This is a genomic window from Collinsella sp. HCP28S3_G2, from assembly GCF_052065125.1.
Classification (GTDB): Bacteria; Actinomycetota; Coriobacteriia; order Coriobacteriales; family Coriobacteriaceae; genus Collinsella.
The window spans coordinates 220,212-244,626 of record NZ_JBQHUO010000002.1; the positions used below are offsets into that span (position 1 = coordinate 220,212).

At 60.9% G+C, this 24,415-nt stretch carries 16 protein-coding genes, 4 tRNA genes and 1 pseudogene; 14 read left to right on the plus strand and 7 right to left on the minus strand.

What is annotated here, in order from left to right:
- Positions 1-69 precede the first annotated feature (69 nt).
- A complete protein-coding gene (gene trpS / locus ACTNB2_RS02630) occupies positions 70-1,119 on the minus strand; it encodes a tryptophan--tRNA ligase (RefSeq protein ID WP_427794591.1) in 1,050 nt (349 codons plus the stop codon).
- A gap of 159 nt (positions 1,120-1,278) precedes the next feature.
- Positions 1,279-2,478, minus strand: a complete 1,200-nt coding sequence (locus ACTNB2_RS02635) for an MraY family glycosyltransferase (protein WP_441044692.1) — start codon at positions 2,476-2,478, stop codon at positions 1,279-1,281.
- Between the two features lie 533 nt (positions 2,479-3,011).
- Between ACTNB2_RS02635 and ACTNB2_RS02640 the strand changes: the two genes are divergently transcribed.
- The 5 genes from ACTNB2_RS02640 (at position 3,012) to proB (ending at position 7,569) form a co-directional block, all read left to right on the plus strand.
- Positions 3,012-3,950: a radical SAM protein gene (locus ACTNB2_RS02640; protein ID WP_441044693.1), complete on the plus strand. Its 939-nt coding sequence runs from the start codon at positions 3,012-3,014 to the stop codon at positions 3,948-3,950.
- Positions 3,951-4,182: 232 nt separating this feature from the next.
- A tRNA-Ala gene (locus ACTNB2_RS02645) sits at positions 4,183-4,255 on the plus strand.
- A 64-nt stretch (positions 4,256-4,319) separates the two neighbouring features.
- Entirely contained in the window at positions 4,320-4,772 is a 453-nt protein-coding gene (locus tag ACTNB2_RS02650; RefSeq protein WP_441044694.1) for a hypothetical protein, read from the plus strand.
- An 84-nt stretch (positions 4,773-4,856) separates the two neighbouring features.
- Positions 4,857-6,362, plus strand: coding sequence for a nicotinate phosphoribosyltransferase (locus tag ACTNB2_RS02655; protein ID WP_427794587.1), 1,506 nt, complete (start codon positions 4,857-4,859; stop codon positions 6,360-6,362).
- 79 nt (positions 6,363-6,441) lie between these two features.
- Positions 6,442-7,569 carry a glutamate 5-kinase gene (gene proB / locus ACTNB2_RS02660; protein ID WP_441014792.1) on the plus strand — a complete coding sequence of 376 codons (1,128 nt, stop codon included), beginning with the start codon at positions 6,442-6,444 and terminating at the stop codon, positions 7,567-7,569.
- Between the two features lie 100 nt (positions 7,570-7,669).
- Here the strand turns inward: proB and ACTNB2_RS02665 are convergent, their stop codons facing one another.
- Positions 7,670-9,169, minus strand: a complete 1,500-nt coding sequence (locus ACTNB2_RS02665; RefSeq protein WP_441044695.1) for an alpha/beta fold hydrolase — start codon at positions 9,167-9,169, stop codon at positions 7,670-7,672.
- Positions 9,170-9,201: 32 nt separating this feature from the next.
- Between ACTNB2_RS02665 and ACTNB2_RS02670 the strand changes: the two genes are divergently transcribed.
- Together ACTNB2_RS02670 and ACTNB2_RS02675 are read left to right on the plus strand one after the other, a co-directional pair.
- Positions 9,202-10,488, plus strand: coding sequence for a glutamate-5-semialdehyde dehydrogenase (locus ACTNB2_RS02670; protein WP_154518248.1), 1,287 nt, complete (start codon positions 9,202-9,204; stop codon positions 10,486-10,488).
- 171 nt (positions 10,489-10,659) lie between these two features.
- Positions 10,660-11,259: an HD domain-containing protein gene (locus ACTNB2_RS02675; protein ID WP_154518251.1), complete on the plus strand. Its 600-nt coding sequence runs from the start codon at positions 10,660-10,662 to the stop codon at positions 11,257-11,259.
- An 884-nt stretch (positions 11,260-12,143) separates the two neighbouring features.
- On the opposite strand, the gene ACTNB2_RS02680 is transcribed toward ACTNB2_RS02675, so the two are convergent.
- Positions 12,144-12,629 carry a CarD family transcriptional regulator gene (locus ACTNB2_RS02680; protein ID WP_427727935.1) on the minus strand — a complete coding sequence of 162 codons (486 nt, stop codon included), beginning with the start codon at positions 12,627-12,629 and terminating at the stop codon, positions 12,144-12,146.
- Between the two features lie 342 nt (positions 12,630-12,971).
- Here ACTNB2_RS02680 and argS point away from each other — a divergent pair, with 342 nt between their 5' ends.
- The 4 genes from argS to ACTNB2_RS02700 all read left to right on the plus strand — a co-directional run bounded on the left by argS (position 12,972) and on the right by ACTNB2_RS02700 (position 20,401).
- Positions 12,972-14,825 (plus strand): arginine--tRNA ligase, encoded by a 1,854-nt coding sequence (gene argS / locus ACTNB2_RS02685; protein ID WP_441044696.1) that lies wholly within the window; start codon positions 12,972-12,974, stop codon positions 14,823-14,825.
- An 854-nt stretch (positions 14,826-15,679) separates the two neighbouring features.
- Positions 15,680-18,184: a transcription termination factor Rho gene (gene rho, locus ACTNB2_RS02690; protein ID WP_441044697.1), complete on the plus strand. Its 2,505-nt coding sequence runs from the start codon at positions 15,680-15,682 to the stop codon at positions 18,182-18,184.
- Positions 18,185-18,496: 312 nt separating this feature from the next.
- The gene (locus ACTNB2_RS02695) at positions 18,497-19,945 is read left to right on the plus strand and encodes a hypothetical protein (protein ID WP_441044698.1); all 1,449 of its coding nucleotides are present in this window, start codon (positions 18,497-18,499) and stop codon (positions 19,943-19,945) included.
- A 6-nt stretch (positions 19,946-19,951) separates the two neighbouring features.
- Positions 19,952-20,401 (plus strand): VanZ family protein, encoded by a 450-nt coding sequence (locus ACTNB2_RS02700; protein ID WP_154518263.1) that lies wholly within the window; start codon positions 19,952-19,954, stop codon positions 20,399-20,401.
- Between the two features lie 113 nt (positions 20,402-20,514).
- Here ACTNB2_RS02700 and ACTNB2_RS02705 read toward each other — a convergent pair whose 3' ends face one another.
- Both ACTNB2_RS02705 and ACTNB2_RS02710 read right to left on the minus strand, forming a co-directional pair.
- Positions 20,515-21,405, minus strand: a complete 891-nt coding sequence (locus tag ACTNB2_RS02705; RefSeq protein WP_441044699.1) for an ROK family protein — start codon at positions 21,403-21,405, stop codon at positions 20,515-20,517.
- A gap of 140 nt (positions 21,406-21,545) precedes the next feature.
- A complete protein-coding gene (locus ACTNB2_RS02710; RefSeq protein WP_441044700.1) occupies positions 21,546-22,727 on the minus strand; it encodes a pyridoxal phosphate-dependent aminotransferase in 1,182 nt (393 codons plus the stop codon).
- Between the two features lie 165 nt (positions 22,728-22,892).
- Here ACTNB2_RS02710 and ACTNB2_RS02715 point away from each other — a divergent pair.
- The 3 genes from ACTNB2_RS02715 (at position 22,893) to ACTNB2_RS02725 (ending at position 23,186) form a co-directional block, all read left to right on the plus strand.
- A tRNA-His gene (locus ACTNB2_RS02715) sits at positions 22,893-22,969 on the plus strand.
- 22 nt (positions 22,970-22,991) lie between these two features.
- Positions 22,992-23,067: transfer RNA gene (locus tag ACTNB2_RS02720), tRNA-Lys, on the plus strand.
- Between the two features lie 43 nt (positions 23,068-23,110).
- Positions 23,111-23,186, plus strand: a tRNA-Lys gene (locus tag ACTNB2_RS02725).
- Between the two features lie 260 nt (positions 23,187-23,446).
- On the opposite strand, the pseudogene dinD reads toward ACTNB2_RS02725, so the two are convergent.
- Positions 23,447-24,175: pseudogene (gene dinD, locus ACTNB2_RS02730) on the minus strand (DNA damage-inducible protein D); the annotation flags it as partial.
- Positions 24,176-24,415 lie beyond the last annotated feature (240 nt).

The window sequence follows — 24,415 nt, forward strand, 5'->3', positions numbered from 1 at the left end:
ACAAAACCGCCGCAACGAGGATTGTGCCAATCGCGGCGGTTTAGTTTGAGTGTTGTTTATTGCTCTCGACTAGTACACCATGCCCATGGCGTCCTGAACCTCGGCCAGGGTCTGCTCGGCGATCTCGTTGGCACGACGGTTGCCCTCGTGCAGGACGTCCTTCACATAGTCCAGGTCGTTCTCGTAGCGCTGGCGACGCTCGCGGATCGGTGCGAAGTACCCGTTGACGGCCTCGGTCACGTACTTCTTGAGTTGGCCGGAGCCACCCATGCCAATCTCCTCGGCAATCTCGACCTCGGAACGGCCGGTGCAGATGGCGGCGGTCGAAAGCAGGCCGGACACGCCGGGGCGGTTCTCGGGATCAAACGTAATCATGCGTTCGGAGTCGGTCTGGCTCTTCTTGATGCGCTTGGCCGTCTCCTCGGCGGTCATCGAGATATTGATGGCGTTGCCGTAGCTCTTGCTCATCTTGCGGCCGTCCAGGCCGGGCAGCAGCGGGGTTTCGGACAGCAGCGCGTCGACCTCGGGGAACACCTTGCCGTAGCGGTTGTTAAAGCGGCGGGCGATGGTACGGGTGAGCTCGATGTGCGGCAGCTGGTCGCGACCGACGGGCACAACGTTACCCTTGCAGAACAGGATGTCGCAGGCCTGGTGTACCGGATAGGTGAGCAGAAGGCCGGTGAGCTCGTGGCCCGAGGCCTCCATCTCGGCCTTGACGGTGGGGTTGCGCGCCAGCTCGGCCTCGGAGACCAGCGACAGGAACGGCAGCATGAGCTGGTTGGCGGCGGGCACGGCGGAGTGCGTGTAGATCATGGTCTTGTCGGGGTCGATACCGCAGGCAAGGTAGTCCATGACCATGTTATACACGTTGTCCTGGATGTGCTCGGTGGTGTCGCGGTCGGTGATGACCTGGTAGTCGGCAATGAGCACGTTGGTCTTGGCGCCCATATTCTGCAACTCCACGCGGCCCTTGAGGGTGCCAAAGTAGTGGCCCAGGTGCAGACGGCCGGTGGGGCGGTCGCCGGTAAGCATGGTGAACTTCTCGGGCGTCTTGGCCAGGCCCTCGCGAATGGCGTTGCTCTTTTGCAGCGCGACTTCGTAGCTGTTCTCGTTTGGCATGATTGCTCCTAACGTATGTTCATGGGTCAAGATGATAACGCGTTTATTGAGAGGGGCGGGCGAAAGTGGGCAAGGGGGTGGTAAGGCGAGACATGCGTGGCGGTCGAGGCGCGGTCACGAGCGGCCGACGGTAAGCAGAGCGACCTTCTGCAGCAAACCTTAATGCCTGTGGCGGCGCTCTCCCTTACGCTCCTCGGCCGCTTGCTCCTCCTGCTTAAAGGCGGGGTCGTCGGGGGTTATCAGCTCGTCTTCGTGCGTGCGCTTGTTGTAATGGTGACGTAGCACGGGCTCAAACAGGTGCAGGTGCTTGGCGAAGGCTGCCGAGCCAATGCCAAGGACGGTAAAGATGAGCACGCGCATGGGGACTTCGACCTGGTTGATGGCGGCCGCACCGGCCGAAAGCAGGACACACCAGGCATAGATAAGCAGCACAGCCTGCTTTTGGTTATAGCCCTCTTGAATGAGGCGGTGGTGGATGTGGCCTTTGTCGGCCTGCCCAATGCTAATGTGGGCGCGCTTGCGGCGCACGATGGCGCTAAACGTGTCGATGATGGGCACACCGGCAACGATGAGCGGAATGATAAGCGAGGTGAGCGCGGCGGTGCGGCTCACATTAAGCAGCGAAATGGAACCAAGCGCAAAGCCCAGCAGCAGCGACCCCGAGTCGCCCAGAAAGATGCTCGCGGGGTTGAAGTTATAGCGCAAGAAGGCGAGGCAGGCGCCAAAGAGCGCGATGGAGAGCGCGGCGGCATCGATGCGGCCCGAGAGAACGGCCATCGAGAACATCGTGAACGATGCGATGCCGCAGATGCCTGTGGCCAGGCCATCGAGGCCGTCGATGAGGTTGATGATATTGGTGAACGCCACCAGGTAGACCACGGTGATGGGATAGGCGAGCCAGCCGAGCATAATCTCGCCGGGGGCAACCGGGTTGACGATGACGCCGATTTTTAGGCCACCCACGCAGGCGATGAGCGCGGCGAGGACCTGGCCGGCGAGCTTTTGCTTGGGCTTAAGCTGGAAGACGTCGTCGATCGCGCCGGTCGCAAAAATGACGGTAAAAGAAAGCGCCAGCATGGGGTAGCTAATGTGCAGGCGCGGATGCGGGACCAAGACGGGCGGCCAGCCCAGATGCCAGGTGCCCATAATCTGAACGATGCAGGCAACGACCAGGCCCAAAAAGACCGCCGTACCTCCCAAGCGCGGGATGGGCTTGGTGTTGATACGGCGTTTTGAAGGATAGTCAACGGCGTCGAGCTTGATTGCCAGACGTTTAACCAGGGGCACCGTGAGGAAGGTCGTGATATATGCCGCGGCTGCCACGCAAAGGAACGGTATGTAGCTCGTGGATGAAGCCATGTATCAAAACCGCCAAGCGTCGAAGGAAAAGGTCAAAGGATGCCATGCCGCAAAGGGTATAGCTGACCCATGATACTCGACCAAAGGGGGTGCGGGGAATCGCGCCAATCGATAATCACGCGCTTACCAGATATTGGGATGGTGGCGGGGGTTCTGCCGAGTGCCGTTGGGTGTCATACGGAATCTGCGATGGCAATTTTTGGCAAAATCGGCAAAAGAAAACCACCCCCCACGTTACGAAAATGAACCCACCTAAAACAGGTGGGTGCCCTCATCGACCGTTCCAGCGTCCTTAACAACGAAGGATACCTGTACTACGTACGACTGTGTGGGCTCCCTAAATAAACGCGACGGTTCACCCAGTTGCTCCGCGGGGGGCGGAATACCTACATCATAAAGCGACACTTTATCGATTCCAGTCTTGACATTACAAAAATCGTGTCGGACGATTACGGCGCCTTGGGCTCGAGCCGTCTGCGCGGTTGGTCCTTTTGCGTTTGAGCTGCTGAATCGTTGTTTTGGAGCATGTTTTTATGCCGACGTCGTTGACCGAACTTTTTTCGCCCGCCTGCCATTTGTGTCCGCGCCGTTGCGGTGCGGCGCGCGATGAGGGTGCACGCGGCGTATGCGGTGCTAACGACACGCTCAAGGTGGCCCGCGCGGCGCTTCATATGTGGGAGGAGCCGCCTATTTCGGGCGAGGCCGGTTCGGGCACGATCTTCTTTAGCGGCTGCTCGCTCAAATGCGTCTATTGCCAGAACCACGAGATCTCGACGGGCAATTTTGGGCTTGAAATTTCGCCCGAGCGCCTGGTCGAGATTATGTTGGAGCTGCAGGACCAGGGTGCAAACAATATTAACTTGGTGACGGCGACTCACTACGCGCACCTGCTGCCGGCTGCGATTGCCGCGGCACGGGCGCGCGGACTGGTCATCCCAATCGTCTACAACACAAGCGGTTATGAGCGCGCGAGTGCCGTGGCGGCGCTCGGCGATCTGGTCGATGTGTGGCTAACCGACTTTAAATATGCCGATGCGGGGCTTGCGCAGTCGCTCTCCCACATTAAGGACTACCCGCGTGTGGCCGTGTCGGGTTTGGCGCAAATGGCGCGCGAGATTGAGCGTCGTGGGGGAGAGCTGGTGGACGAGGACGGGCTCATGAAGCGCGGCATGATCGTGCGTCACCTGGTGTTGCCGGGGCATGCGGACGATTCGTGTCGCGTGCTAGACCTGGTGTGGCAGACGGTGGGTGATGTGCCGATCTCGGTCATGAACCAGTACACGCCCAATGCGCTCATGCGCGAGCAGGGTGGCGACTTGGCGCGAGCCGTGACGCGCGAGGAGTACGAGCGGGTGCTCGACCATGCCGACGACCTGGGCTTTACGACGATGTTCTGGCAAGAGGGCGGCGCGGTAGACGAGAGCTTTACCCCAGCCTTCGACACCACCGGCGTCCTCACCAGCGCAAAGTAGCTCTTTTGAGCAGTCTTTTTGGGACGGGGCTATTTTAGCTACCCAGGCAGATAGCGAAAACGATTTGGACGATTAACGGCAGTGGCAGCTAAAATAGCCCCGTCCCAAAAAGACTGCTCCCGGTGGGGGTCGAGCTACCATCCGAAAAGTAGTCAAAAAAGCCCCGTCCCAAAAAGACTGGGTATTGGGCGTTGACAGCTGGCGAGCCGTAGGTAAAATATCAACTTGTCCTGGGGACGTAGCTCAGTTGGGAGAGCGCTGCCGTCGCATGGCAGAGGCCGAGGGTTCGACTCCCTTCGTCTCCACCCTTGGATTTGATAAGCCGTCGACATTGTGTCGGCGGCTTTTTTTGAAAGAAAGGGCTGCACCATGGCCGAGCTTGATTCCCAACCATTGTCCGACGAGGAGCGCGCCGAGTTGGAAGAGCTCCGCGCCGAGAAGGCCCGCCGCGAGGCCCAGGAAGAGGCCCGTCGCGAGCGTGAGGAGCTGGCCGCCCTGCGTGCCGAGCATGCGAAGGCCGAGGAGGCTGCCGCGAGCGCCGCATCCGAGCGCAAGCCCGCGCCCAGGCCCGCTGCTGCGAAGCCTGCGCCTGCTGCACCCAAGCCTCAGCCTAAGAAAGCCACTCGTCCCAAGCCCGTCGATTCCAAGCCGAGCCGTGACGAGATGACGTTTGCCCAGCGCATGGTCACTTCCAAGGAGCCCACGGCCGAGGGCGAGATCCCCGGTATGGCCCCGGCTCAAAAGATCATCATCGCGCTCGCCTTGGTCGCGTTTGTCGTCTTTATGGGCTACACGATCATGACCAGCATGGGCCTGCTCTAACCGATTTGCATCGGGCGTCATGTCCGCATGCTCTGCTCTTGTCCAACCCTCAACCTCTGCACAACGCATTCGAAAGGTCGCCCCATGGCTTTGACCGACATCTCGCATCCCACCGACATCGCAATGCTCACCGATCTGTACGAGCTCACTATGGCCCAGGGCCTGTGGGAGAGCGGCAAGGCCAATGAGCAGGGCTGTTTTACCGCGTTTTACCGTGACCATCCGTTTGGCAGCGCCTACGCCGTCATGTGCGGCACCGCCGAGCTGCCCGAGCTGGTCGAAAACCTTCGCTTTACGCCCGAGGATATCGACTACCTCGCATCGCTCCAGGCCCCGGCCGGCGGCGCGATGTTCAAGCCCGAATTCCTCGACTACCTGCGCGATTTTCGTGCGCATGTAAACATCGACGCCGTCCCCGAGGGCGAGCTCGTCTTTCCGCGCGAGCCCATGGTGCGCGTCACCGGCCCCGCGCTGGAGTGCCAGCTGCTCGAGACGGCGCTGCTCAACATCGTCGGCTTCCAGACGCTTGTCGCCACCAAGACGGCGCGCGTGGTGCTGGCGGCGGACGGCCGTCCCGTGGCCGAGTTTGGCCTTCGCCGCGCCCAGGGTCCCGATGGCGGTCTGGCCGTCGCGCGCGCGAGCTACGTTGCCGGCTGTTCCTCTACGTCCAATGTGCTCGCCGGTCGCCGCTACGGTATTCCCGTCTTTGGCACGCATGCGCACAGCTGGGTGATGAGCTTCGATTCCGAGCTCGAGGCTTTCCGTGCCTTTGCCAAGTCGAGCCCTAAGAACTGCACGCTGCTCATCGACACTTATGATGTGCGCGAGGGGTGCGAGCATGCCATTACGGTTGCCAAGGAGATGGAGGCGGTGGGCGAGCGTCTGTCGGCCATTCGCATCGATTCCGGCGACCTCGCCAAGCTGTCCAAGTATGTCCGCGGCCGTTTTGATGCCGAGGGCCTGCCCTATGTGGGGATCTCGGTTTCCAACGATCTGGATGAATACACGATTCAGTCGCTGCTCGACCAGGGCGCGCCCATCGATAGCTTTGGCGTGGGCACCAAGCTCGCGACCTGCTACGACCAACCGGCACTGGGCGGCGTGTACAAGCTTTCCGCCCGCCGTGCGAGCGAGGCGGACCCGTGGACTCCGGTGGTCAAGCTCTCCGAGCAGCCCTACAAGCGCACGATTCCAGGCGTGCAGCGCGTGCGCCGCTATTACGACGGCTTTGGCGGCCCGGTCTGCGACATGATATATGACGAGGACCATCTGGCGGGGGAGGGCGCCGCGCGCGGCAATACCCTCGTGGCCGTGAACGATGCCGCCCTGGTGACCGACGTGTCCGAGCTTGAGTATCGCGAGCTGCTGGCGCCGATCGTGCGCGACGGCAGCGCTGTTGCCCCGCGCGAGAGCATCGAGGCCGCACGCGAGCGTTGCGCTTGGGCGCTGGACCATCTGGATCCGGTCTACAAGCGCTTCCTGTACCCGCAGACCTATGTGGTGGGCATGGAGCAGGGCCTGGCGCAGGTGCGCGACGAGCTCGTGCGCAAGAATATGGCCGCGGCTTCTGCCTTCCCCTGGGCTCGCTAATTTTGTTGGGTGTAGGGTGGAATTACGTTCCCTCGGCCGTCAGCTCGCCCGAACCCTCAACAGTTGATTGGTTTGACGTATGACGACTTCTTATAAAACGATGGTGGTAAAGATCGGTTCGTCCACGGTGGTGGGCGCCGATGGCAAGGTCAACCGCGCCTTTATCGGCGGGCTTGCCGATCAGGCTGCTGCCCTGCGCAAACTCGGCTGGCGTCTGGTCGTGGTGAGTTCGGGCGCCATTGCCTGTGGCTATCCCGTGCTGGGCTTTGACCGCAAACCGGTCGGTGACCTGCCGAGCCTGCAGGCCTGCGCCTCGGCCGGTCAGTGCATCATCTCGTCGGCCTACGACGAGGAGTTCCATGCGCGCGACCTGCTCACCTCGCTCGTGCTGCTCACGCGTCACGACACGGCCCGTCGCACGTCCTATCTGCACGCGCGCGACGCGCTGCTGCGTCTGGTGGAACTGGGCGTGGTGCCGGTCGTCAACGAGAACGACACCGTTACCGTCGACGAGATCAAGTTTGGCGACAACGACACGCTGGCGGCGCTTGTGGGCTGCCTGGTTTCTGCCGACCTGTGCGTGACGCTCTCGGACATCGATGGCCTCTATACCGCCAATCCGCACGAGGACCCCACGGCCGAGTTCGTTCCGGTCGTGCATAGGATCGATGCCAAGATCATTGCCTCGGCGGGCGATTCTTCCACATCGGTTGGCACAGGCGGCATGATTACCAAGATCCGCGCGAGCCGCATCCTGATGACGGCAGGCATTCAGAGCGTGATTTGCTCGGGCGAGGAGCCCGATGCGCTCGTGCGCCTTGCCCGCGGCGAGAGCGTGGGTACGCTGTTCGATCCGCCGGCGGAGCGCCTGGACATTGCGCCCCGCAAGCTGTGGATTGCACTGGGCGACAAGGCGCATGGCTCGGTGACGGTCGATGACGGCGCCGCGAAGGCGCTGGTCAGCCGCGGTTCTTCCCTGCTTGCGGTGGGTATTCGCGAGGTCGATGGCACGTTTGCCGAGGGCGATGTGCTCGACGTGTGCGACCCGAGCGGTATGGTTGTCGCCCGCGGTATCGCCGAGGCCGATTCGGACGTGCTGGAGCTTGCAGCCGGACGCCGCCAGGACCAGATTGCCGGCAACCGCTTGCTGGCAGACTTGGCCGAGAAGCCCGCGATCCACCGAGACAACTTGATCGTCTTTGCATAAAGAAAGACAGCGCTGCGGATCGTTTCCCGCAGCGCTGTCTTTCTCGTGCCGGCACTTGGGGACGTTCCTTTTGTGCCGGCTGATGGGGGACACTCCTATGCTAGAAGATTCGACGCAGGTCTCCGCGGTTGAGGGCCTCGTCGAAGAGGTGCTTGAACACCATGCTGCCGTGCAGGCCGTCGTGCTCGAACTCGTTCGTCACCCAGGCATGTGAGTTGCCCACGCGGCTGAGCGTGTCGAGCTGCAGGCCCGAATCCACGTACATGTCGTCGAAATACACCGCGGCTTGGAGCGGCACCTCGTTGCAGGCCAGGCGCTGCGGGTCGTAGATCTTGTCCCAGCTGGTGTCTTCCATCAGCAGGTCCATGGCGGGCTTGAAGGGCTTGAGCTCGGGCATCTGCTCAAACATCCACGGGAACATGGCCTCGCCGGTAAACATGAGTGGGCGCGCGAGGGTGTCGAACTCGGCACGATGGGCCTTTTCCTCGGCGGCTGCCCAGCCAATAGGCATCGTGTCGCCATCGGCGTAGATGAACTCTTGCAGCGTCCAGTACAGCGGATTCGTGCGCGTGTTGGTGCGCTCGAAGGCGCGCATCAAAAAGCTGTCTGATACCGAGGAGCCGCAGTTCAGCGTACCGTCGCCATTAACAAACGCGTGGTCGATAATCCAGTGCATGCGCTCAAAGCTCGGCTTCATGCCAAAGTCGCTGCCCATGAGCTGCAGGCGCTCGACCGTCATCGGCGAGCCGTCGGGCAGCGCGGGCTTTTGCTCCTCGAGGGCATCTGCCAGGGCCGCCACGCGCTCGACGTCGGCGGGGTAGCGGTCGTAATACTGCTGAGTCTTGGCCGCCATACGCGGGAAGGTGTGCGCGTAGACCTCGCTGGCACTCGCCGGTACGTGCGGAATGCCGCCGCAGGTAAAGCTCGCCGCCACGCCCTCGGGGAAGAGCGACAGATAGTTCAACGTCAAAAAGCCGCCGTAGCTCTGGCCGAGTGTGACCCAGGGCTCGCCGCCAAAGCCCACCAGGCGCAGGTACTCAAAGTCGCGCACGATGGAGCTGGCGAGGTGGCGCTTGAGGAAGTCCGCCTGCGAGCGGGCCGCATCGGAGCCTGCCGCCTCGGCGCGCTCGCCCAGTGCGGCAATCGTGCGCCCGTCTACACAGCTGCTGCGCCCGGTACCGCGCTGGTCGGGCAGGACGACGCGGAAGTGCTTGACGGCCTCCTCGATCCAGCCGTCGCTTGTGGGCGACAGCGGACGCGGGCTCTCGCCGCCGGGGCCGCCCTGCAAAAAGAGGAGGAGTGGCAGGTCTTCGTTGATACGGTCGGGAGCGCAAACCACGCGGTAGAAAAGCTTGATGCTCTCGGGTGCGCCGGCGATGGGCGCCGGCATGGCGCCGCGGCGCATGGTGCTGCCGAAGGCCAAAAGCATTGGCTCCAGGCCGCGCCAATCCAAGGGGACGTCGATGCTGTGGTCCTCGACATAGAGGCCGGGGACGTGGTACGAAGTGATGAGGGCCATGCGGTACTTCCGTTCGTTGCGGTGTTTCGGGTTGACCAATTCTACCGCCGCCAGCGAGGATGCGCACAAATCGGCTACCATGGTTGGCAAACTACTAAGAGAAAGGGCCGTCCATGTCGGTCGATATAGCCACGTATGTCCACGATCTTGCCGTTGCCGCCAAGGCGGCGTCGGCCTCGCTTGCCACGGCGAGCGACGAGCAGCGCCAGGAGGCCGTGCGCGCCATGGCCGCGGCGCTGCGCGATGGCGTCGATTCCATCGTCGCCGCCAACGAGCTCGATATGTCCGCTGCGCGCGATGCGGGCACCTCGGCGGGGCTCCTCGACCGTCTGCTGCTGACGCCCGAGCGCGTCGAGGGCATGGCCGCCGGCCTGGAGAAGCTGGCTGAGCTGCCCGATCCCGTCGGCCGCGTGCTCGACCACCGCGTACTTGCAAGTGGTGTGGACCTCACCCGCGTGAGCGTGCCGCTGGGCCTGGTCGCCATGGTGTATGAGGCGCGTCCCAACGTGACGGCCGATGCCGCGGGCATCTGCATCCGCACCGGCAACGCCTGCATTCTGCGCGGCGGTTCGCTGGCCTATCACTCGTGCGCCATGATTGCCGAACTGCTGGCCGATGCGCTCGAGGCCAAGGGTTTCCCGCGCGAGGCTATCTCGATGATCGAGTCCACCGACCGCGAGGCCACCGGCGAGCTCATGAAGCTTCGCGGCATCGTCGACGTGCTTATTCCGCGTGGCGGTGCGGGCCTGATCCAGCGCTGCGTGCGCGAGTCGCTTGTGCCGGTTATCGAGACGGGCACGGGAAACTGCCACATCTACGTGCATGAATCCGCCGACTTTGATAAAGCGCTCAACATTATCGTCAATGCTAAGACCCAGCGCGTGGGCGTGTGCAACGCCGCCGAGTCGCTGCTTGTGGACCGCGCCGTGGCAGATTCGTTTTTGCCGGCGGTCGTGGCCGTGCTGCACGACCACGGCGTGCTGATTCACGGCGACGAGGCCGCGTGTGCCGCATGCGCCGACGCCGGTCTTGCCGAGGGCGACGACTACGTGGCCGCGACCGAGGAGGACTGGGGCCGCGAGTACCTGGCGCTCGAGATGAGCGTGAAGGTCGTGGCGAACGAGGACGAGGCCATCGCGCACATCAACCGCTATGGCACCATGCATTCCGAGGCCATCATCGCCGAGGACGCGGACGCCTGCGAGCGCTTTTTGGATGAGATCGATGCCTCGGCCGTGTATGCCAACGCCAGCACGCGCTTTACCGACGGCGGCGAGTTTGGTCTGGGCGCCGAGATCGGCATCTCGACCCAAAAGCTCCACGCCCGCGGCCCCTTTGCCGCCGAGGCCCTCACCACCTACAAATACAAGCTCCGCGGCACCGGCCAGGTCCGCCCCTAAACCTACCAAAAAGGGACAGGTTTATTTTGGCAGGTTTTATCTGCGGTTTTGCCGGGCGACGCGTTCGCCCGGCTTTTTTCTCCGTATGCCTTTTCTGCCTTTCGGCTTGAGCCGCGGCGATATACGATAGTGACACCGTGTCCTAGCACCGACTCACCTGGAGGTATTGCCATGTCCCAGACGCTTTCCGCCGGAATCACCCGCGACCGTGCGTTCGAATTGCTCAACGAGCACAACAAGGACCCGTTCCACATCACCCACGGTGAGACGGTCGAGGGCACCATGCGCTACTTTGCGCGCGAGTTCGACCCCGAGAACGAGGAGTTTTGGGGCATCGTCGGACTGCTGCACGACTTGGATTGGGAGGAGCATGAGGACGACCCCGTGAACCACACCATCTATGCGGCCGAAATCCTCGAGAGCGAGGGCGCATCGCCCGAACTCATCCGCGCCATCCAGACGCATACCTCGGACTTCAATACCTCGCTGCCCAAGCCCGAGCTGCAGATGGAAAAGATCCTGTTTGCCTGCGACGAACTTACCGGCCTGATCGGGGCTGCCGTCATCATGCGTCCGAGCAAGAGCGTCATGGACTTTACGACCAAGTCGCTCAAGAAGAAGTTCAAGGACAAGCGCTTTGCCGCCGGCTGCTCGCGCGACGTGATTACGCAGGGCGCCGAGATGCTGGGCTGGGAGCTCCCCGAGCTTTTCGACCGCACCATCGCGGCCATGCAGTCCTTCGCGCCCGACCGCGACACCTTCCAGGCTTAACCTGCCAAAAAGGGACAGGTTTATTTTGGTAGGTTTTATCTGGGAAAACGCTCCCGTTGAACGTTATTCAGCGGAAGCGTTTTCTGTTTGACCTGGTGACGTTGGCGAATGGCGGCGCCTCGCGGCAGGTGGCTGCGCTTCGCCGTACCCGTAACTCGGCAAACGCGACGTTAGGACGCGTTCTTAATAATCCATGTTCCGAGTCCGGTCAACAGCTGAACCTGCTTAACGGTTAGCCCTTGTTTTCGAAGCGCGAGAATCGCCTCATTGCGAAGTGGCTTGGAGACAGATTTGAGTTCCGTCGGAGCGCATCCTGCGACACTCTGCACGATTGTCGTGCCAAATGAATATGGTTTCCCATAAGGCACCAAGCGATAAGCTCGATATTGTGTTTGGGGAGGATTGCATCGAGGATCTGAAGCATGGCGATTCGGTCCTCGGCATCGTCAAACAGCAATTGCCCTCCGTTTCCACGCAACGTGACGTGGAAATAACCGGTTGGTGACTTTGAACGAGGTTTTCTCGGCATGGCCCCTCCTTTAGCTTGGATGGGCTGAAGATACCTCATTCGGAGGCTTCGGTTGTTGAGATTCAGTTTACCGACTATAGCTGCTACCTGCCGAAATGTTATTGCGTTTTCAAATTGATGCTTTTTAATGGTAATTGAGCAAGACGGGTGCGCTTGTTGCGGATACGGGCGTTGGTTGCGTCGATCTGGACGGCCCTCGCGTGATGTCATCACAAATGGGCTTCACGCATTTTCGCGGCCATAGAAAAATGGCCGGGGCTTACAAACAAAACGGAGCACCCGACCATTTACCAATTGTTTGTTGACGTTTCCCCAGATAAAACCTGCCAAAATAAACCTGTCCCTTTTTGGCAGGTTAGTTGAGGGCGGCTTGGGATAGGCGGGCTTCGGCGTCCTCCTCGGTGACGCCCAGGGCCACGGCAATCTCCTCGATGGAGCGGCGCTTGGCTTCCTTGAGTACGCGCATGTAGTAGGAGCTGGGCTTTTTATCTGCTTCCTCGGCCTGGCGAATACGGTGCATCATGGTTTTTGCCACGCGGACCGTCTCGGGCGCACCCAGCTTGAGCTGCTGCTTAAAGTGCGTCTCCTCGAGCGAGCTGTTGCGCTCGGTAAAGGTGTCGCACTCCAGCTCGTCGTAATGGCTCAGTAGGTGCTCGGCATCTTGCTGGGAGATGGCGGCATGCAGACGGTCGGCCTGCGCCACGGGGTACATGAGGATCGTCTGCGCATGTCCCTGCTTGGTCTCGAGCAACAGCATGGGCTGCGGTGTGTCTTCCCTAAAACCGACGACGGTGCAGACTCCCTGACCCGGATGAATGACGTGTTGACCGATTGAGAACATGCTACCTCCAACTTATACGAATTTACGTATGTCTAGAATACCACGCTGACGTGCGCAAACCCTTACTTTATGCAGGAAAAGCACACAAATCCGATAGGTAAGAGTATTCGATATTCTGAGCTGCCCATGCAGATGTTTATGCATTTTCGGCGGGTGCACAACCAGCAGGCAGACCGCCATCTTTGAATGGCCTTGCGACAGCTGTAGTCAATTTTGTGCATATGCAATATCGATTGACTTTACCCTGCGACAGTAGTTACCGCTTGTGATAGAGTGCTGCAAACTCTGGCTTTTGCCCTACGAGTGACCAAGAGCTCGGGGGCTTTAACACAAGGAGGATATATGCCCGAGAAGATTGAAGAGCTGGTACGCGCTGCGCTTGCTGCGGCCCAGGAGGCCGGCGACCTTTCCGCATTTGAACTTGACGATTGCGCTATCGAGCGACCGGCTGACACTTCTCATGGCGAGTGGACCTCCACCATGGCCCTGAAGTCCGCCAAGCTGGCTCACTGCGCCCCGCGCAAGATCGCCGAGGCCGTCGTTGCCCATATGCCCGAGGATCCCGCGATCGAGAAGGTCGAGATCGCCGGCCCTGGCTTCATCAACTTCTACCTCTCCGTCGCCGTCAAGAACGCCATCTTCGGCGAGGCTCGCGAGAAGGGTATGGACTTCGCTAAGTCCAACGTCGGCGGCGGCCTGAAGACCCAGGTCGAGTTTGTCTCCGCCAACCCCGTCGGCCCCATGCATATTGGCCATGGCCGTTGGGCCGCTCTGGGCGACTCCCTCTGCCGTGTTATGGACCATGCCGGTTACGATATCCAGCGTGAGTTCTATATCAACGACCACGGCTCTCAGATGAACACCTTCGGCAACTCCATCAGCACGCGCTATATGCAGCTTGCCGACATCATCGCCAAGCAGGGCGTGGATATCGACGAGGCTCACAAGCTGCTGATTGCCGACCGCGATGCCTTTGTTGCCGACGAGAACGACGAGCATCCCGAGACCCATCCGTATCAGGACAACTTTGCCGAGACTCTGGGCAAGGACTCCTACGGCGGCGACTACATCATCGACGAGGCCGCCGAGTTCTGGCGCACCGACGGTGACAAGTGGGTCGACGCCGATCCGCAGGAGCGTATGGAGAGCTTCCGCGAGCGCGGCTACGTAAAGATGGTCGACAACATGCGTAATCTCTGCCACGCCGTCAACTGCGACTTCGATCGTTGGTTCTCCGAGCGCTCGCTGTACGTGAAGGACACCGAGGGCGAGACCGCCGGCACCTCCGCCGTCGACCGCGCTTTCGAGAAGCTCGACAAGATGGGCTACCTCTACACCAAGGACGGAGCCCTGTGGTTCCGCTCCACCGACCTGGGCGACGACAAGGACCGCGTCCTGATCAAGTCCGACGGCGAGTACACCTACTTCGCCTCCGACGTCGCCTATCACTGGGACAAGTTCCAGCGCGTCGACCACGTCATCGACATCTGGGGCGCCGACCACCATGGCTACATCGACCGCGTCCGCTGTGTCTGCGACGCTCTTGGCTATCCCGGCAAGTTCGAGGTTCTGCTGGGCCAGCTCGTCAACCTGCTGCGCAACGGCAAGCCCGTCCGTATGTCCAAGCGCAAGGGCACCATGGTGACCCTGCAGGAGCTTGTTGACGAGGTCGGCTCCGACGCCGCCCGTTACACGCTCATCTCCAAGAGCTCCAACCAGATGGTCGACTTCGACATCGAGGCCGTTAAGAAGCGTGATAACTCCAACCCGGTCTACTACGTGCAGTACGCTCACGCTCGTGTGTGCTCCATTCTGCGCCGTGCCGCTGACGTTACGCCCGAGCAGGCTGACGAGATGGGCATGAAGGCCGTCGCCGACAAGGCCATCGGCGAGAACGTCGATTACTCGCTGCTGACCGACCCGACCGAGCTTGCCCTTTCGCGTAAGCTCAACGAGCTCACCGACCTCATCGCCAGCTGCGCTCGCGACCGCGCCCCGTTCCGTCTGACGCACTTTGCCGAGGAGCTCGCCGGCGACTTCCACAGCTTCTACGCTGCCTGCCAGGTGCTTCCGAGCGAGGGCCGTCCCGTCGATCCCGAGCTTTCACGCGCCCGTCTGGCCGCTTGCGACGCCGTCCGCGTGACGCTCGCCCTGGTGCTCACTCTGGTTGGCGTTTCTGCACCCGAGCAGATGTAATCTACGGGTCGTTTGACCGTGTAGGTTTGGCTTTGCTGAGCTCTATAAGCCCGATCTCCATGCGGAGGTCGGGCTTTTTGCGTTTGGCGGGGCTTTTTGGCGTGTTGGAAAATGCTACAAAAACGCAACTATACCGGTTTACGGGGCTGAATCGCTGCCTGGCGACCATAGCAACAGCAGCGAAAATAAAATCGCAGGTAGACGGCTTGCCGAATATTAAAAATGCAGGGTATGGTTGGCTTACGCCGTTCTTGCACCGTAATCCGCGATCGTTTTGAAAACGACCCCTTGGGGACGGAGGAAAACGGATCATTTTTGTCCGGTGGGAGAGCGGTGCGAAACCGTCCGCCACGAATCGGGCTTATCTACTACGTTTAGTCGCATACCTCGAACCATGCCGAAAAGTACGATATTAAAACCGCAGGTAGCGGGCTTGCTATTTTAGGAAGATCGAGGGGATGGTCAGGGGTCGCGGGTCAAACGTAGTAGATAGGCGCGTTTCGTGGCGCGGCTATTCCGGATGCCACGGCTTCACTCCTCTGGTGCGACAGAGGAAGCGCTTTTGAGGGAGAGTGTCCCTTTTGACCAGTTGTATAAGAACGTCCAATGACTAAGTTGCAGGTGGTGGCGGTTGTGTTACACTAACGCTGCGTATTTGACGTAATCATCTCGATACAGATCAATGATGTCCGTTGTGTTTTGAACGGAGCTAGACTGTTTAGCCGCCCTGAAGGTTTATGCGGGGAGCATGTGATCACAGGGCTTTAAAAGAAAGTTGAGCAAACACTGTGTCTGATCAACAGCAAGAAAATGAAATAAGCACGGCACAAACCACTCCCGCCGCACCGGTTGCGTTGGACCAAATCGCGAAACCCGCACCGTCGCAGACGTCGGTCCCCGAGACACACCAGAACGCTGTCTCGGCTTCGAGTGAGAACCCTGTTCCCGTCGCGCCTGCTACCGGGGAGGAGGCTGCGCCCGTGAAGCCCAAGCGCACGCGTCGTGTGGCCAAGCCCGCTGCGGATGGCGATGAGGCTGCAAAGCCCAAACGCCGCACCACGCGCACGACGCGTGCCAAGCGTCCGGTTTCCGCCGAGGTTTCGGTGCCGCTTTCAGATGAGGTTGCGCAGGCCCGCGCGCTTGCGCAGATCAGCGAAGCCCAGGTTGTTCGTGCTCGTCGTCGTGCCGCCGAGCGCGATGCCGCGGCTCTGACCGAACTCGCGGCTCCGTCCGCCCCCGAGGCGCCTTCGGCTCCGGCTCCCGAGCAGGTAGCAGAAAAGCCGGCTCCACGCACGCGCCGTCGCACGGCGGCCAAGGTCCAGCAGGCTGCCGAGCAGGCTTCGTCCGATGCCGCCGAGACCTCGGTTCGCTCTGCGGCGGGGGAGGACGCTTCCTCTGCTGAGTCTGTCGTGCCTGCCGAGGCCGGCGGTGCATTTGTCGTCGATCCTGCTTTGCGCCCGCATCGCCGCGGCCGCAAGCCCAAGGCATTTGTCGAGGCGGAGAAGGCGGCCGCTGCCGCGGCTTCTGTCCAAGATGCCCCGGCGTTCGTCGAGCCTACAGCGGCTGTCGTGGTTTCGGCCGAGGGTGCTGATGTTCCTGAGGTCGCTGTTTCTGCCGCTGCCGAGTCTGCCGACGTTCGTCCCGGGCGCAGCCGTCACACCGCAGCCAAACGCCCAGCTAAGGCAGAGGCGAAGTCCGGCGCCGAATCTGCGGTAGCTGAGTCTACCGAGGCGAGCGTCGACACGACTCCCGAGACGGAGGGCGCCGATCGGTCGGCAGGCGAGAAGCCCAAGCGCACGCGCAAGAAATCTTCCAAGACCAAGTCTGCCGAACAGCAGGGGGATGCTGAGCAACAGCCCGAGTCCGACGCTAAGTCGGACGGCGAGACCCCGGCGACCGCCGATGCGCCCACGACGCCTGCCGTCGAGAGCGCTGAGGCCGAAGAGAGTTCCCGCCCCAACCGCCGTCAGCACAAGCGTAACGATGAGCGCAGCGAGCGCAAGGATGATCGTAACAACGACCGCCGCAGCCGCCAGCGCGATCGCAAACAGCGCAACAAGGAGCGCAACGCAGCTCCGACCGAGCCCACGCTTTCGCGCGAGGAGCTCGCGGCCATGAAGGTCGCCGAGCTGCGCGAGAAGGCCAAGGAGTTCGAGATTGAGACGACCGGCAAGAAGAAGGCCGAGCTCGTCGAAGAGATCTACACCACAGCCGCGAAGGCCGAGGGCTTCCGCGATATTAAGGGCATCCTGCAGATTCGCCCGGACAGCTCCGGCATCATCCATGCCCACGGCTACATGAAGTCCAATGACGACGCCTTCGTGCCCGCCTACCTCATCCGCTCCGCGCGTCTGCGCACGGGCGACGTGATCGAGGGTTCGCTTCGTCCCTCGCGCGGCGGCGACAAGCGTGCCGGTCTCGCCAAAATTACGACCGTCAACGGCCTTGATCCTGAGCAGGCCCGTAACCGCCCCAAGTTCGGCGATCTCACGCCGGTCTACCCCAATGAGCCGCTGCGCATGGAGCATGGCAAGGATTCCATTACCGGTCGCGCCATCGATATCGTGTCGCCGATCGGCAAGGGCCAGCGTGGCCTGATTGTGTCACCGCCCAAGGCCGGTAAGACTACGATTCTCAAGAAGATCTGCCAGTCTATCTCGATCAACAATCCCGAGGTGCACCTTATCTGCCTGCTCGTCGACGAGCGCCCCGAAGAGGTCACCGATATGCAGCGCTCCATTGAGGGCGAGGTCGTGGCCTCCACCTTCGATATGCCCGCCGACAACCATACCCGCGTGGCCGAGCTCGTCATCGAGCGCGCCAAGCGCATCGTGGAGTTGGGCGGCGACGTCGTGGTGGTTCTCGACTCCATCACGCGTCTTGCCCGTGCGTACAACCTGGCGGCGCCCGCCTCGGGCCGCATCCTTTCGGGCGGCGTCGATTCGGCGGCCCTGTATCCGCCTAAACGCTTCCTGGGTGCTGCCCGCAATATCGAAAACGGCGGCTCACTCACCATCCTTGCTTCCGCCCTTATCGATACCGGCTCCAAGATGGACGAGGTCATCTTTGAGGAGTTCAAGGGCACCGGCAACATGGAGCTCAAGCTCGATCGCGATCTGGCCGACCGCCGCATCTTCCCGGCCATCGACCCCGTTGCCTCGGGCACGCGCAACGAAGACCTGCTGGTCGACGAGCAGATGCGCCCGTTTGTCTTTGGCCTGCGCCGCATCCTCGCCGGCATGAACAACACCGAGCGCGCGGCAGCGTCGTTTATCAAGGGCCTCAAGGGCACCAATACCAACCAGGAGTTCCTGGTGCGTTCGGCTAAAAAGCACAGCGATTACGAGCAGATGTTCTAGCCCGTCCGCTGCACGCGACAGCAACCATAGACATGCCAGAAGGGCCGGGGTTTAGATCCTGGCCCTTTTCGTATAGCCGCTCGCCAACGATTATTGACCTCACGACCGGCAAGCAGCGATTTTCCCGTTTCAATTCCGCTTCGTTGCTTGCAATCCCCAAGGGGGTTTCGCATAATAGCAGTTAAGCTTCGCGACGGAAAACGCAGATGAAACGAACCATATACCGTTGCTTTGGGGCATAGCCCCGCTTCATCTTCTCTCGCGCAGCCAACTGAATGACGCGATTTGGGTGCTGGAAGATGGGGAGAGCTCATGGCTTCTTCTGATGCAACACAACGAGCAGTCCTTGCCGGACTTTCCTGCGGGATCGGCCTTGCCGCACCCGTGTTCGTGTATGCCGCTACACTGCCGTTTTCGTCAATCAACGAGACGGTTGTCGCGGGTGCTGTTCCCTTTGCCGTGGGCGCAGTGGCCGGTGTGGGTATCTATGCCGCCTCGCTGGGTATCTCTGAGTATCGTGCGGAGCACGATGGCCGCCTGTTTGAGCCCGATGCCGTGGGCGGCGCCGCTCAGTTTAGTCGGACCTACAACGAGTTCAAGACCGCCTCGATTCCCGCTCAGCAGGAGGAGGCCGCTCCCCGGGCTGCTGCGCCTGTCACTTTGGACGAGCAGGGTCAATCCTCTTCGCTTCTCTCCGGTCTGACCGGCGCGTTTCAGCGCCGTCACGCCGATGATGGCGTTCCGACCATCGCCCGTGCCGCCAATGCCATGGACGAGGCCGATGCCTGGGCTATGATCGATAGCATGCTCGACGACGATTCGCCGGTTAGCTGCGATCCCGCTCGCTCGCGCGATATCTACCAGGTCGCAATTGACGAGCTCACAAACGGTGAAAAGACTGGCTCCTATAACCGCGACGACATCGCTGCTGCCGCACGTGCCGTCTCGGGCTCTCATGCCGCCCCTGCGGGCAGCACTGCAGCTTTCGTGGCGCTTGTGGCCAACGCTGCCAACAATGCCGCCTATAACGGTGCTTCTTCGGCTGCGTACGCCTCTGCCGCGACGGCCGCTTCGACCGGCCAGCAGGGCGCAGCTCAGCCGGCTCCTGTCGCCGACCCCTTTGCCGATGAGCCCCTGGTTGTCGACGAGGAGACCATCGCCGCTCGTCGTGCTGCCGAAAGCTCGCTTTGGGGCGCTTCGGCCCAAATGCAGGCCGCGGAGGCGGTGCCGTACAACGCCAAGCTCGCCAGCATGCCCATCATTTCCGATGCCAAGGGTGTGGATCTCGCCGATTTGGACGAGCCCGCCGCCATCACTGCCTCTATCGATGCCCAGAATCGCGTGGATACCGACAGTCTCCCCGATGCCTCCCTCGAGGAAGATATCCCCATGGCCGATTATTCGGGCCACGAGAACATGTGGGCCGCCGCTATGGCGATCATGGCCGAGGTCGCCGAGCCCGCCCCCGCGCCGATGCCCTACCCTGCGGCCTCACCTGTCTCGGTTGCTCCCGTCTATGTCGGCCGCCACAGCTCCGTGTTTCCCGAGGATACCGCGCGTATCTCGCGCGAGAGTATCGAGCGCGCCGAGGCTATCGCCGCCGGCGTTATGGAAAACCGTCGCCACGAGCGCGTCAATCAGATCCTTGAGGAAGAGATCGAGCGCCTGCAGTCCTCTACCGCCAAGCGTACGGGCCGTGCCTATTTGAGTGTTATCGAGGGCGGTACCGCCAGTTTTACGCCGCTTCGTGCCGAGGCCTAGTTCTGCATGATTAAGATCGATCGTAAGTGGGCGGTTGCGGCCTGCGCCATGGTGTTGCTGATCTGGGGCAATTCACTGGTTCCCGGCACGGGGTCCGGCTCACTGAGCCTGGCGATCATGGAGGACGTCCGCGGGTTTTTGCATAGCTTGAGCCTGCCGTATGAATGGGTAACCAACTTTGTCGTCCGCAAGTGCGCACACTTTACCGAGTATATGGTGCTCGGTGTTTTGGTGACACATGCCTTTGATATCGAGGGTCGACGCACTTTTGACAGACTGCTTCCCACGGTGGTTTTTCTGTTGCTGGTCCCCTCAATCGACGAGACGATTCAGTTATTTGTGCCGGGGCGCGCCGGCATGATTACCGACGTGATGATTGACTGCTGCGGAGCAGCTACCGGCGTCGTGCTCCGATATCTCCTCCGATCGCTTGTATGCACCAGAAAGGCCGCCTAGGACGTTTTGCTTGGTCCTAGGCGGCCTTGTGCGTTTGGGGGCCCTGCAGGGCGCGATAGCGTTGTCTGCGCGTTATACGAGCCCGGCAACACCGTGTGTCGTTGGTGCACCCTTTACTGGAGCGCCTGTGCGCCAAGGGCCAGACAGCCCATGATGCCCTGCTTACCATCGAGGCTGTTGTTGACAATGTAGGTATCGATGTCATTGACCTCGGGCGTGACGATATAGCCGCTGAGCATCTCGGCGCACTTTTTGCGGGCGAGCGGCACGATGGGGGTGTGGTCGGCCACGCCGCCGCCGATGATGATCTTTTGCGGCGCATAGCACAGCGTGTAGGTCATGAGCGCCTGTGCCAGGTAGCCTGCGAGCAGGTCCATGGCCTCCGGGTCATCGGCCATGTCTCCGGCGCTTTTGCCATCCCAGCGCTTTTTAATGCCGGGGCCTGCGATGAGGCCCTCGAGGCAGTTGTCGTGGAAGGGGCAGCCGCTGTGCTCGCCGATGGTGTCGCGCGGATCGCGTGTGACCAGGATGTGCCCGGCCTCGGGATGCATCATGCCGTGCACGAGCTGGCCGCCCGAGAGCACGCCGGCGCCCACACCGGTGCCGATGGTCAGATACACCACGTCGGTGAGGCCCTGGGCGCAACCAAAGGTGACCTCGCCCAGACAGGCGACGTTGACGTCGGTGTCGTAGCCACAGGGAATATTGAGCTCGTTTTGGATGGTGCCCAGCAGGTCAAAGTAGCGCCATGCCGTCTTGGGCGTCTCCAAGATCTTGCCGTATTGGGGCGAGGCAGGGTTGACTGCGGTGGGGCCAAAGGCGCCGATGCCCAGCGCGGCGATGCCCTTGTTTGCAAACCATGCGTTGACGGCCTCAACGGTCTCCTGCGGGGTCGTGGTTGCGATCTGCTCACGCTCCAGAACCGTACCGTCTGCATAGCCCGTGACACAGACCATCTTGGTGCCGCCGGCCTCGAGCGCTCCGATAAGCTGCTGCTCTGCCATAGTATTCCTCCCCCTGGGACGAGTTGTTCGGTGACTAAAGTATAGCGCTTTAAATAAATTAAGAAAGCGCTATAAAAAGAAGCCCCACAACGCGCGTGCGGTGCGGGGCTTCTTTGGGTGCTTTAGTTGCCGGGCCGTCCTTACCCGCGCGGCTTGATTTTATCGCGTAGCGACTTGAGGTTCTCCAGCGCCGCGTTAATCGTCTCGTCTCGCTTGGCAAAGTGGAGGCGAATCAGATGGTTGACGGGCTCACGGAAGAAGCTCGAGCCGGGCACAGCGCCCACGCCCACCTTAGACGCGAGGTCCTCGCAGAAGTCGAGGTCGCTGTCATAGCCAAATTCAGAGATGTCCATCATGACGTAGTAGGCGCCCTGCGGCACGTTATGCTCAAGACCAATGCTATCGAGCCCCTGACAGAACAGATCGCGCTTGGCTGTGTAGAGATCGAGGACCTCCTGGTAATAGCTGTCGTCGAAGTTGAGGGCGGTGACGACAGCTTCCTGCAGGGGAGCGGCGGCACCTACAGTGAGGAAGTCGTGGACCTTCTTGATGCGCTCGGTAATCTGGGCCGGGGCGATGGTGTAGCCCAGACGCCAGCCGGTGATGGAGTACGTCTTGGACAGCGAACTGCAGCTGATGGTGCGCTCGAACATGCCGGGCAGTGTGGCCATATAGACGTGCTCGTGGGGCGCGTAGACGATGTGCTCGTACACCTCGTCGGTGATGCAGTACGCGTCGTACTTTTTGCAGAGATCGGCGATAAAGGTGAGCTCTTCGCGTGTAAAGACCTTGCCGCAGGGATTGGAAGGGTTGCACAGGACGATGGCCTTGGGGTCGTTGTCGCGGAAGGCAGCCTCGAGTGTCTCGCGGTCAAAGTCGAATGTGGGCGGGTTGAGCGGCACGTAGATGGGCTCGGCACCCGAAAGGATCGTGTCGGCGCCGTAGTTCTCGTAGAACGGCGAGAAGATGACGACCTTGTCGCCGGGGTTGGTGACCGTCATCATGGCAGCCATCATGGCCTCGGTGGAGCCGCAAGTGACCACGATGTTCTGGTTGGGGTCGATCGGTACGCCCATAAAGTGCTCCTGCTTGGCGGCAAGCGCCTCGCGCATGGCCTGGGAGCCCCAGGTGATGGAGTACTGGTGGTAGAGCGGTTTGGGATCGGTGGCGATGGTGCCCAGGCTCTTGAGCAGCTGCGCCGGGGGATCAAAGTCGGGGAAGCCCTGCGAGAGGTTGACGGCGCCGTACATATCGGAGATGCGCGTCATGCGGCGGATGACCGAATCGGTAAACGTTGCCGTGCGATTGGAGAGTTCTTTCATGCTTGTCCTTTCGAACATCGGGGTGGGGCAAGTTTACTCCTATGGAACCGGTGGGATTTGCTCGAAATGGATCCGAAAAACTCTTTTCAAAATTCTTGAAAATTGGGTCTTGCGTCGCGTGGCGTTCCTTGCAATAATAGTCGAGCGCGAAGCGCACAGGACACGGTGGGTGTAGCTCAGTTGGCTAGAGCGACGGGTTGTGGTCCCGTAGGTCGAGGGTTCGAGTCCCTTTACCCACCCCAGTTCTTGCTTCGTGTTGATATCGGGTCGTTAGCTCAGTTGGTAGAGCAGGGGACTCTTAATCCCAAGGTCCAGGGTTCGACCCCCTGACGGCCCACCACACGATATCTCCTCTAAAGTCCGCTACTACGGACTTTAGCTTTGGGTCGTTAGCTCAGTTGGTAGAGCAGGGGACTCTTAATCCCAAGGTCCAGGGTTCGACCCCCTGACGGCCCACCAAAGCATGTTAAGACGGTCAGCGAAAGTTGGCCGTCTTTTTTGTTGACCTCGCATGGGGTCGAACCCGAAAGGGCGCGGAGCTGAGGAAATGCGTGAGCATTTACCAGCGCAGCGCGCAAGGCGCGAAGCGCCGCAGCGGCCGCCTGCGCAGCAGGCCGACCCCCTGACGGCCCACCAAAGCATGTTAAGACGGTCAGCGAAAGTTGGCCGTCTTTTTTGTTGACCTCGCATGGGGTCGAACCCGAAAGGGCACAGACGCTTTACAAGTCGAGCCTGCCCTGGGGGTCGGTGAATCCGTCTGTGCCCCCCTTGAGTTTTTTCTCGTCTGCTTTCACGCGACGTTCGAGCTTCTTTGTATCCTCGGCAGGCGGTAGATTCTCGGGGACAATTCCACGGTCGATGAGGCTGCCACGTACGCTTGTGTTATTCTCGACGTGCTCTTGCTTGATCTGGTCCAGACCGTACAGGTCGTGTTCCTCGGCGTTGAAGGCCGTCATCGAGTTCGTAAGGTCCTTTGCTTTGATGAGGACATCGGCTAATCTGTCCGCCAATGCCGCGCTCTTGGGTACGCCGAGCTGCTGCTTCATTTCCGCCGTGCTTCTGCCGCCGAATAACGCTTCATCGCCCTTCGACTTGATGATCGCGAATCCTTTGGAGTCCACGCCGCGTTTGAACGCAATACCCGAGAGCTGTTTCTCTGAATCGGATAGCGAGTGGCGCGCCTGCAAGCGCTGAATCTCTGCGAAGCGCTGTTCTATGAGCTCTTGGCGGCGCGTCTGCACGGCAAAGTATGCCTGGGCGAGCGCGATCTCTGGCTTGTTTGAATCTCCGTTCTGTGCGATTAAATAGCATGCATAGCGAGTAAGTTTGTAGTCTTTAACCGCGCGAGCGGCGACACCGGCTGTTACCATTTTCGTGGTATCACGAAAATGGGAATCAACTGGAGTTTTGTTTGTTTCGCACGAGACTTTTGCCCTCTTAACAACTTTGGCGAAGTTCTCTCATCGAGTGTACCCCATGGGTTCCATTAAATCGCGTGCGAGCCAATACTCAACGCCGTCTTCCACATTGGCGGAGCTATCAAGTTTGACACGCCACTTCTCGATATCACGACTGTCCATATCTCCTCCCCGCTGGTCTATTGTCTGTGCGGGTTTTGCCTGCTCTGTATTCAGAATAAGAATACGCTGCCGTGCGGACACGAATGGACCCCGTGCCACCTCGTGCTC

Bases quoted from the DNA above. Each gene is read 5' to 3' on its own strand.
- ACTNB2_RS02710 (WP_441044700.1), bottom strand. From the start codon at position 22,727: ATGAAAGAACTCTCCAATCGCACGGCAACGTTTACCGATTCGGTCATC.
- ACTNB2_RS02705 (WP_441044699.1), bottom strand. From the start codon at position 21,405: ATGGCAGAGCAGCAGCTTATCGGAGCGCTCGAGGCCGGCGGCACCAAG.
- ACTNB2_RS02650 (WP_441044694.1), top strand. From the start codon at position 4,320: ATGGCCGAGCTTGATTCCCAACCATTGTCCGACGAGGAGCGCGCCGAG.
- ACTNB2_RS02635 (WP_441044692.1), bottom strand. From the start codon at position 2,478: ATGGCTTCATCCACGAGCTACATACCGTTCCTTTGCGTGGCAGCCGCG.
- ACTNB2_RS02700 (WP_154518263.1), top strand. From the start codon at position 19,952: ATGATTAAGATCGATCGTAAGTGGGCGGTTGCGGCCTGCGCCATGGTG.
- ACTNB2_RS02680 (WP_427727935.1), bottom strand. From the start codon at position 12,629: ATGTTCTCAATCGGTCAACACGTCATTCATCCGGGTCAGGGAGTCTGC.
- proB (WP_441014792.1), top strand. From the start codon at position 6,442: ATGACGACTTCTTATAAAACGATGGTGGTAAAGATCGGTTCGTCCACG.
- ACTNB2_RS02675 (WP_154518251.1), top strand. From the start codon at position 10,660: ATGTCCCAGACGCTTTCCGCCGGAATCACCCGCGACCGTGCGTTCGAA.
- ACTNB2_RS02655 (WP_427794587.1), top strand. From the start codon at position 4,857: ATGGCTTTGACCGACATCTCGCATCCCACCGACATCGCAATGCTCACC.
- argS (WP_441044696.1), top strand. From the start codon at position 12,972: ATGCCCGAGAAGATTGAAGAGCTGGTACGCGCTGCGCTTGCTGCGGCC.
- ACTNB2_RS02695 (WP_441044698.1), top strand. From the start codon at position 18,497: ATGGCTTCTTCTGATGCAACACAACGAGCAGTCCTTGCCGGACTTTCC.
- ACTNB2_RS02670 (WP_154518248.1), top strand. From the start codon at position 9,202: ATGTCGGTCGATATAGCCACGTATGTCCACGATCTTGCCGTTGCCGCC.
- ACTNB2_RS02665 (WP_441044695.1), bottom strand. From the start codon at position 9,169: ATGGTAGCCGATTTGTGCGCATCCTCGCTGGCGGCGGTAGAATTGGTC.
- trpS (WP_427794591.1), bottom strand. From the start codon at position 1,119: ATGCCAAACGAGAACAGCTACGAAGTCGCGCTGCAAAAGAGCAACGCC.
- ACTNB2_RS02640 (WP_441044693.1), top strand. From the start codon at position 3,012: ATGCCGACGTCGTTGACCGAACTTTTTTCGCCCGCCTGCCATTTGTGT.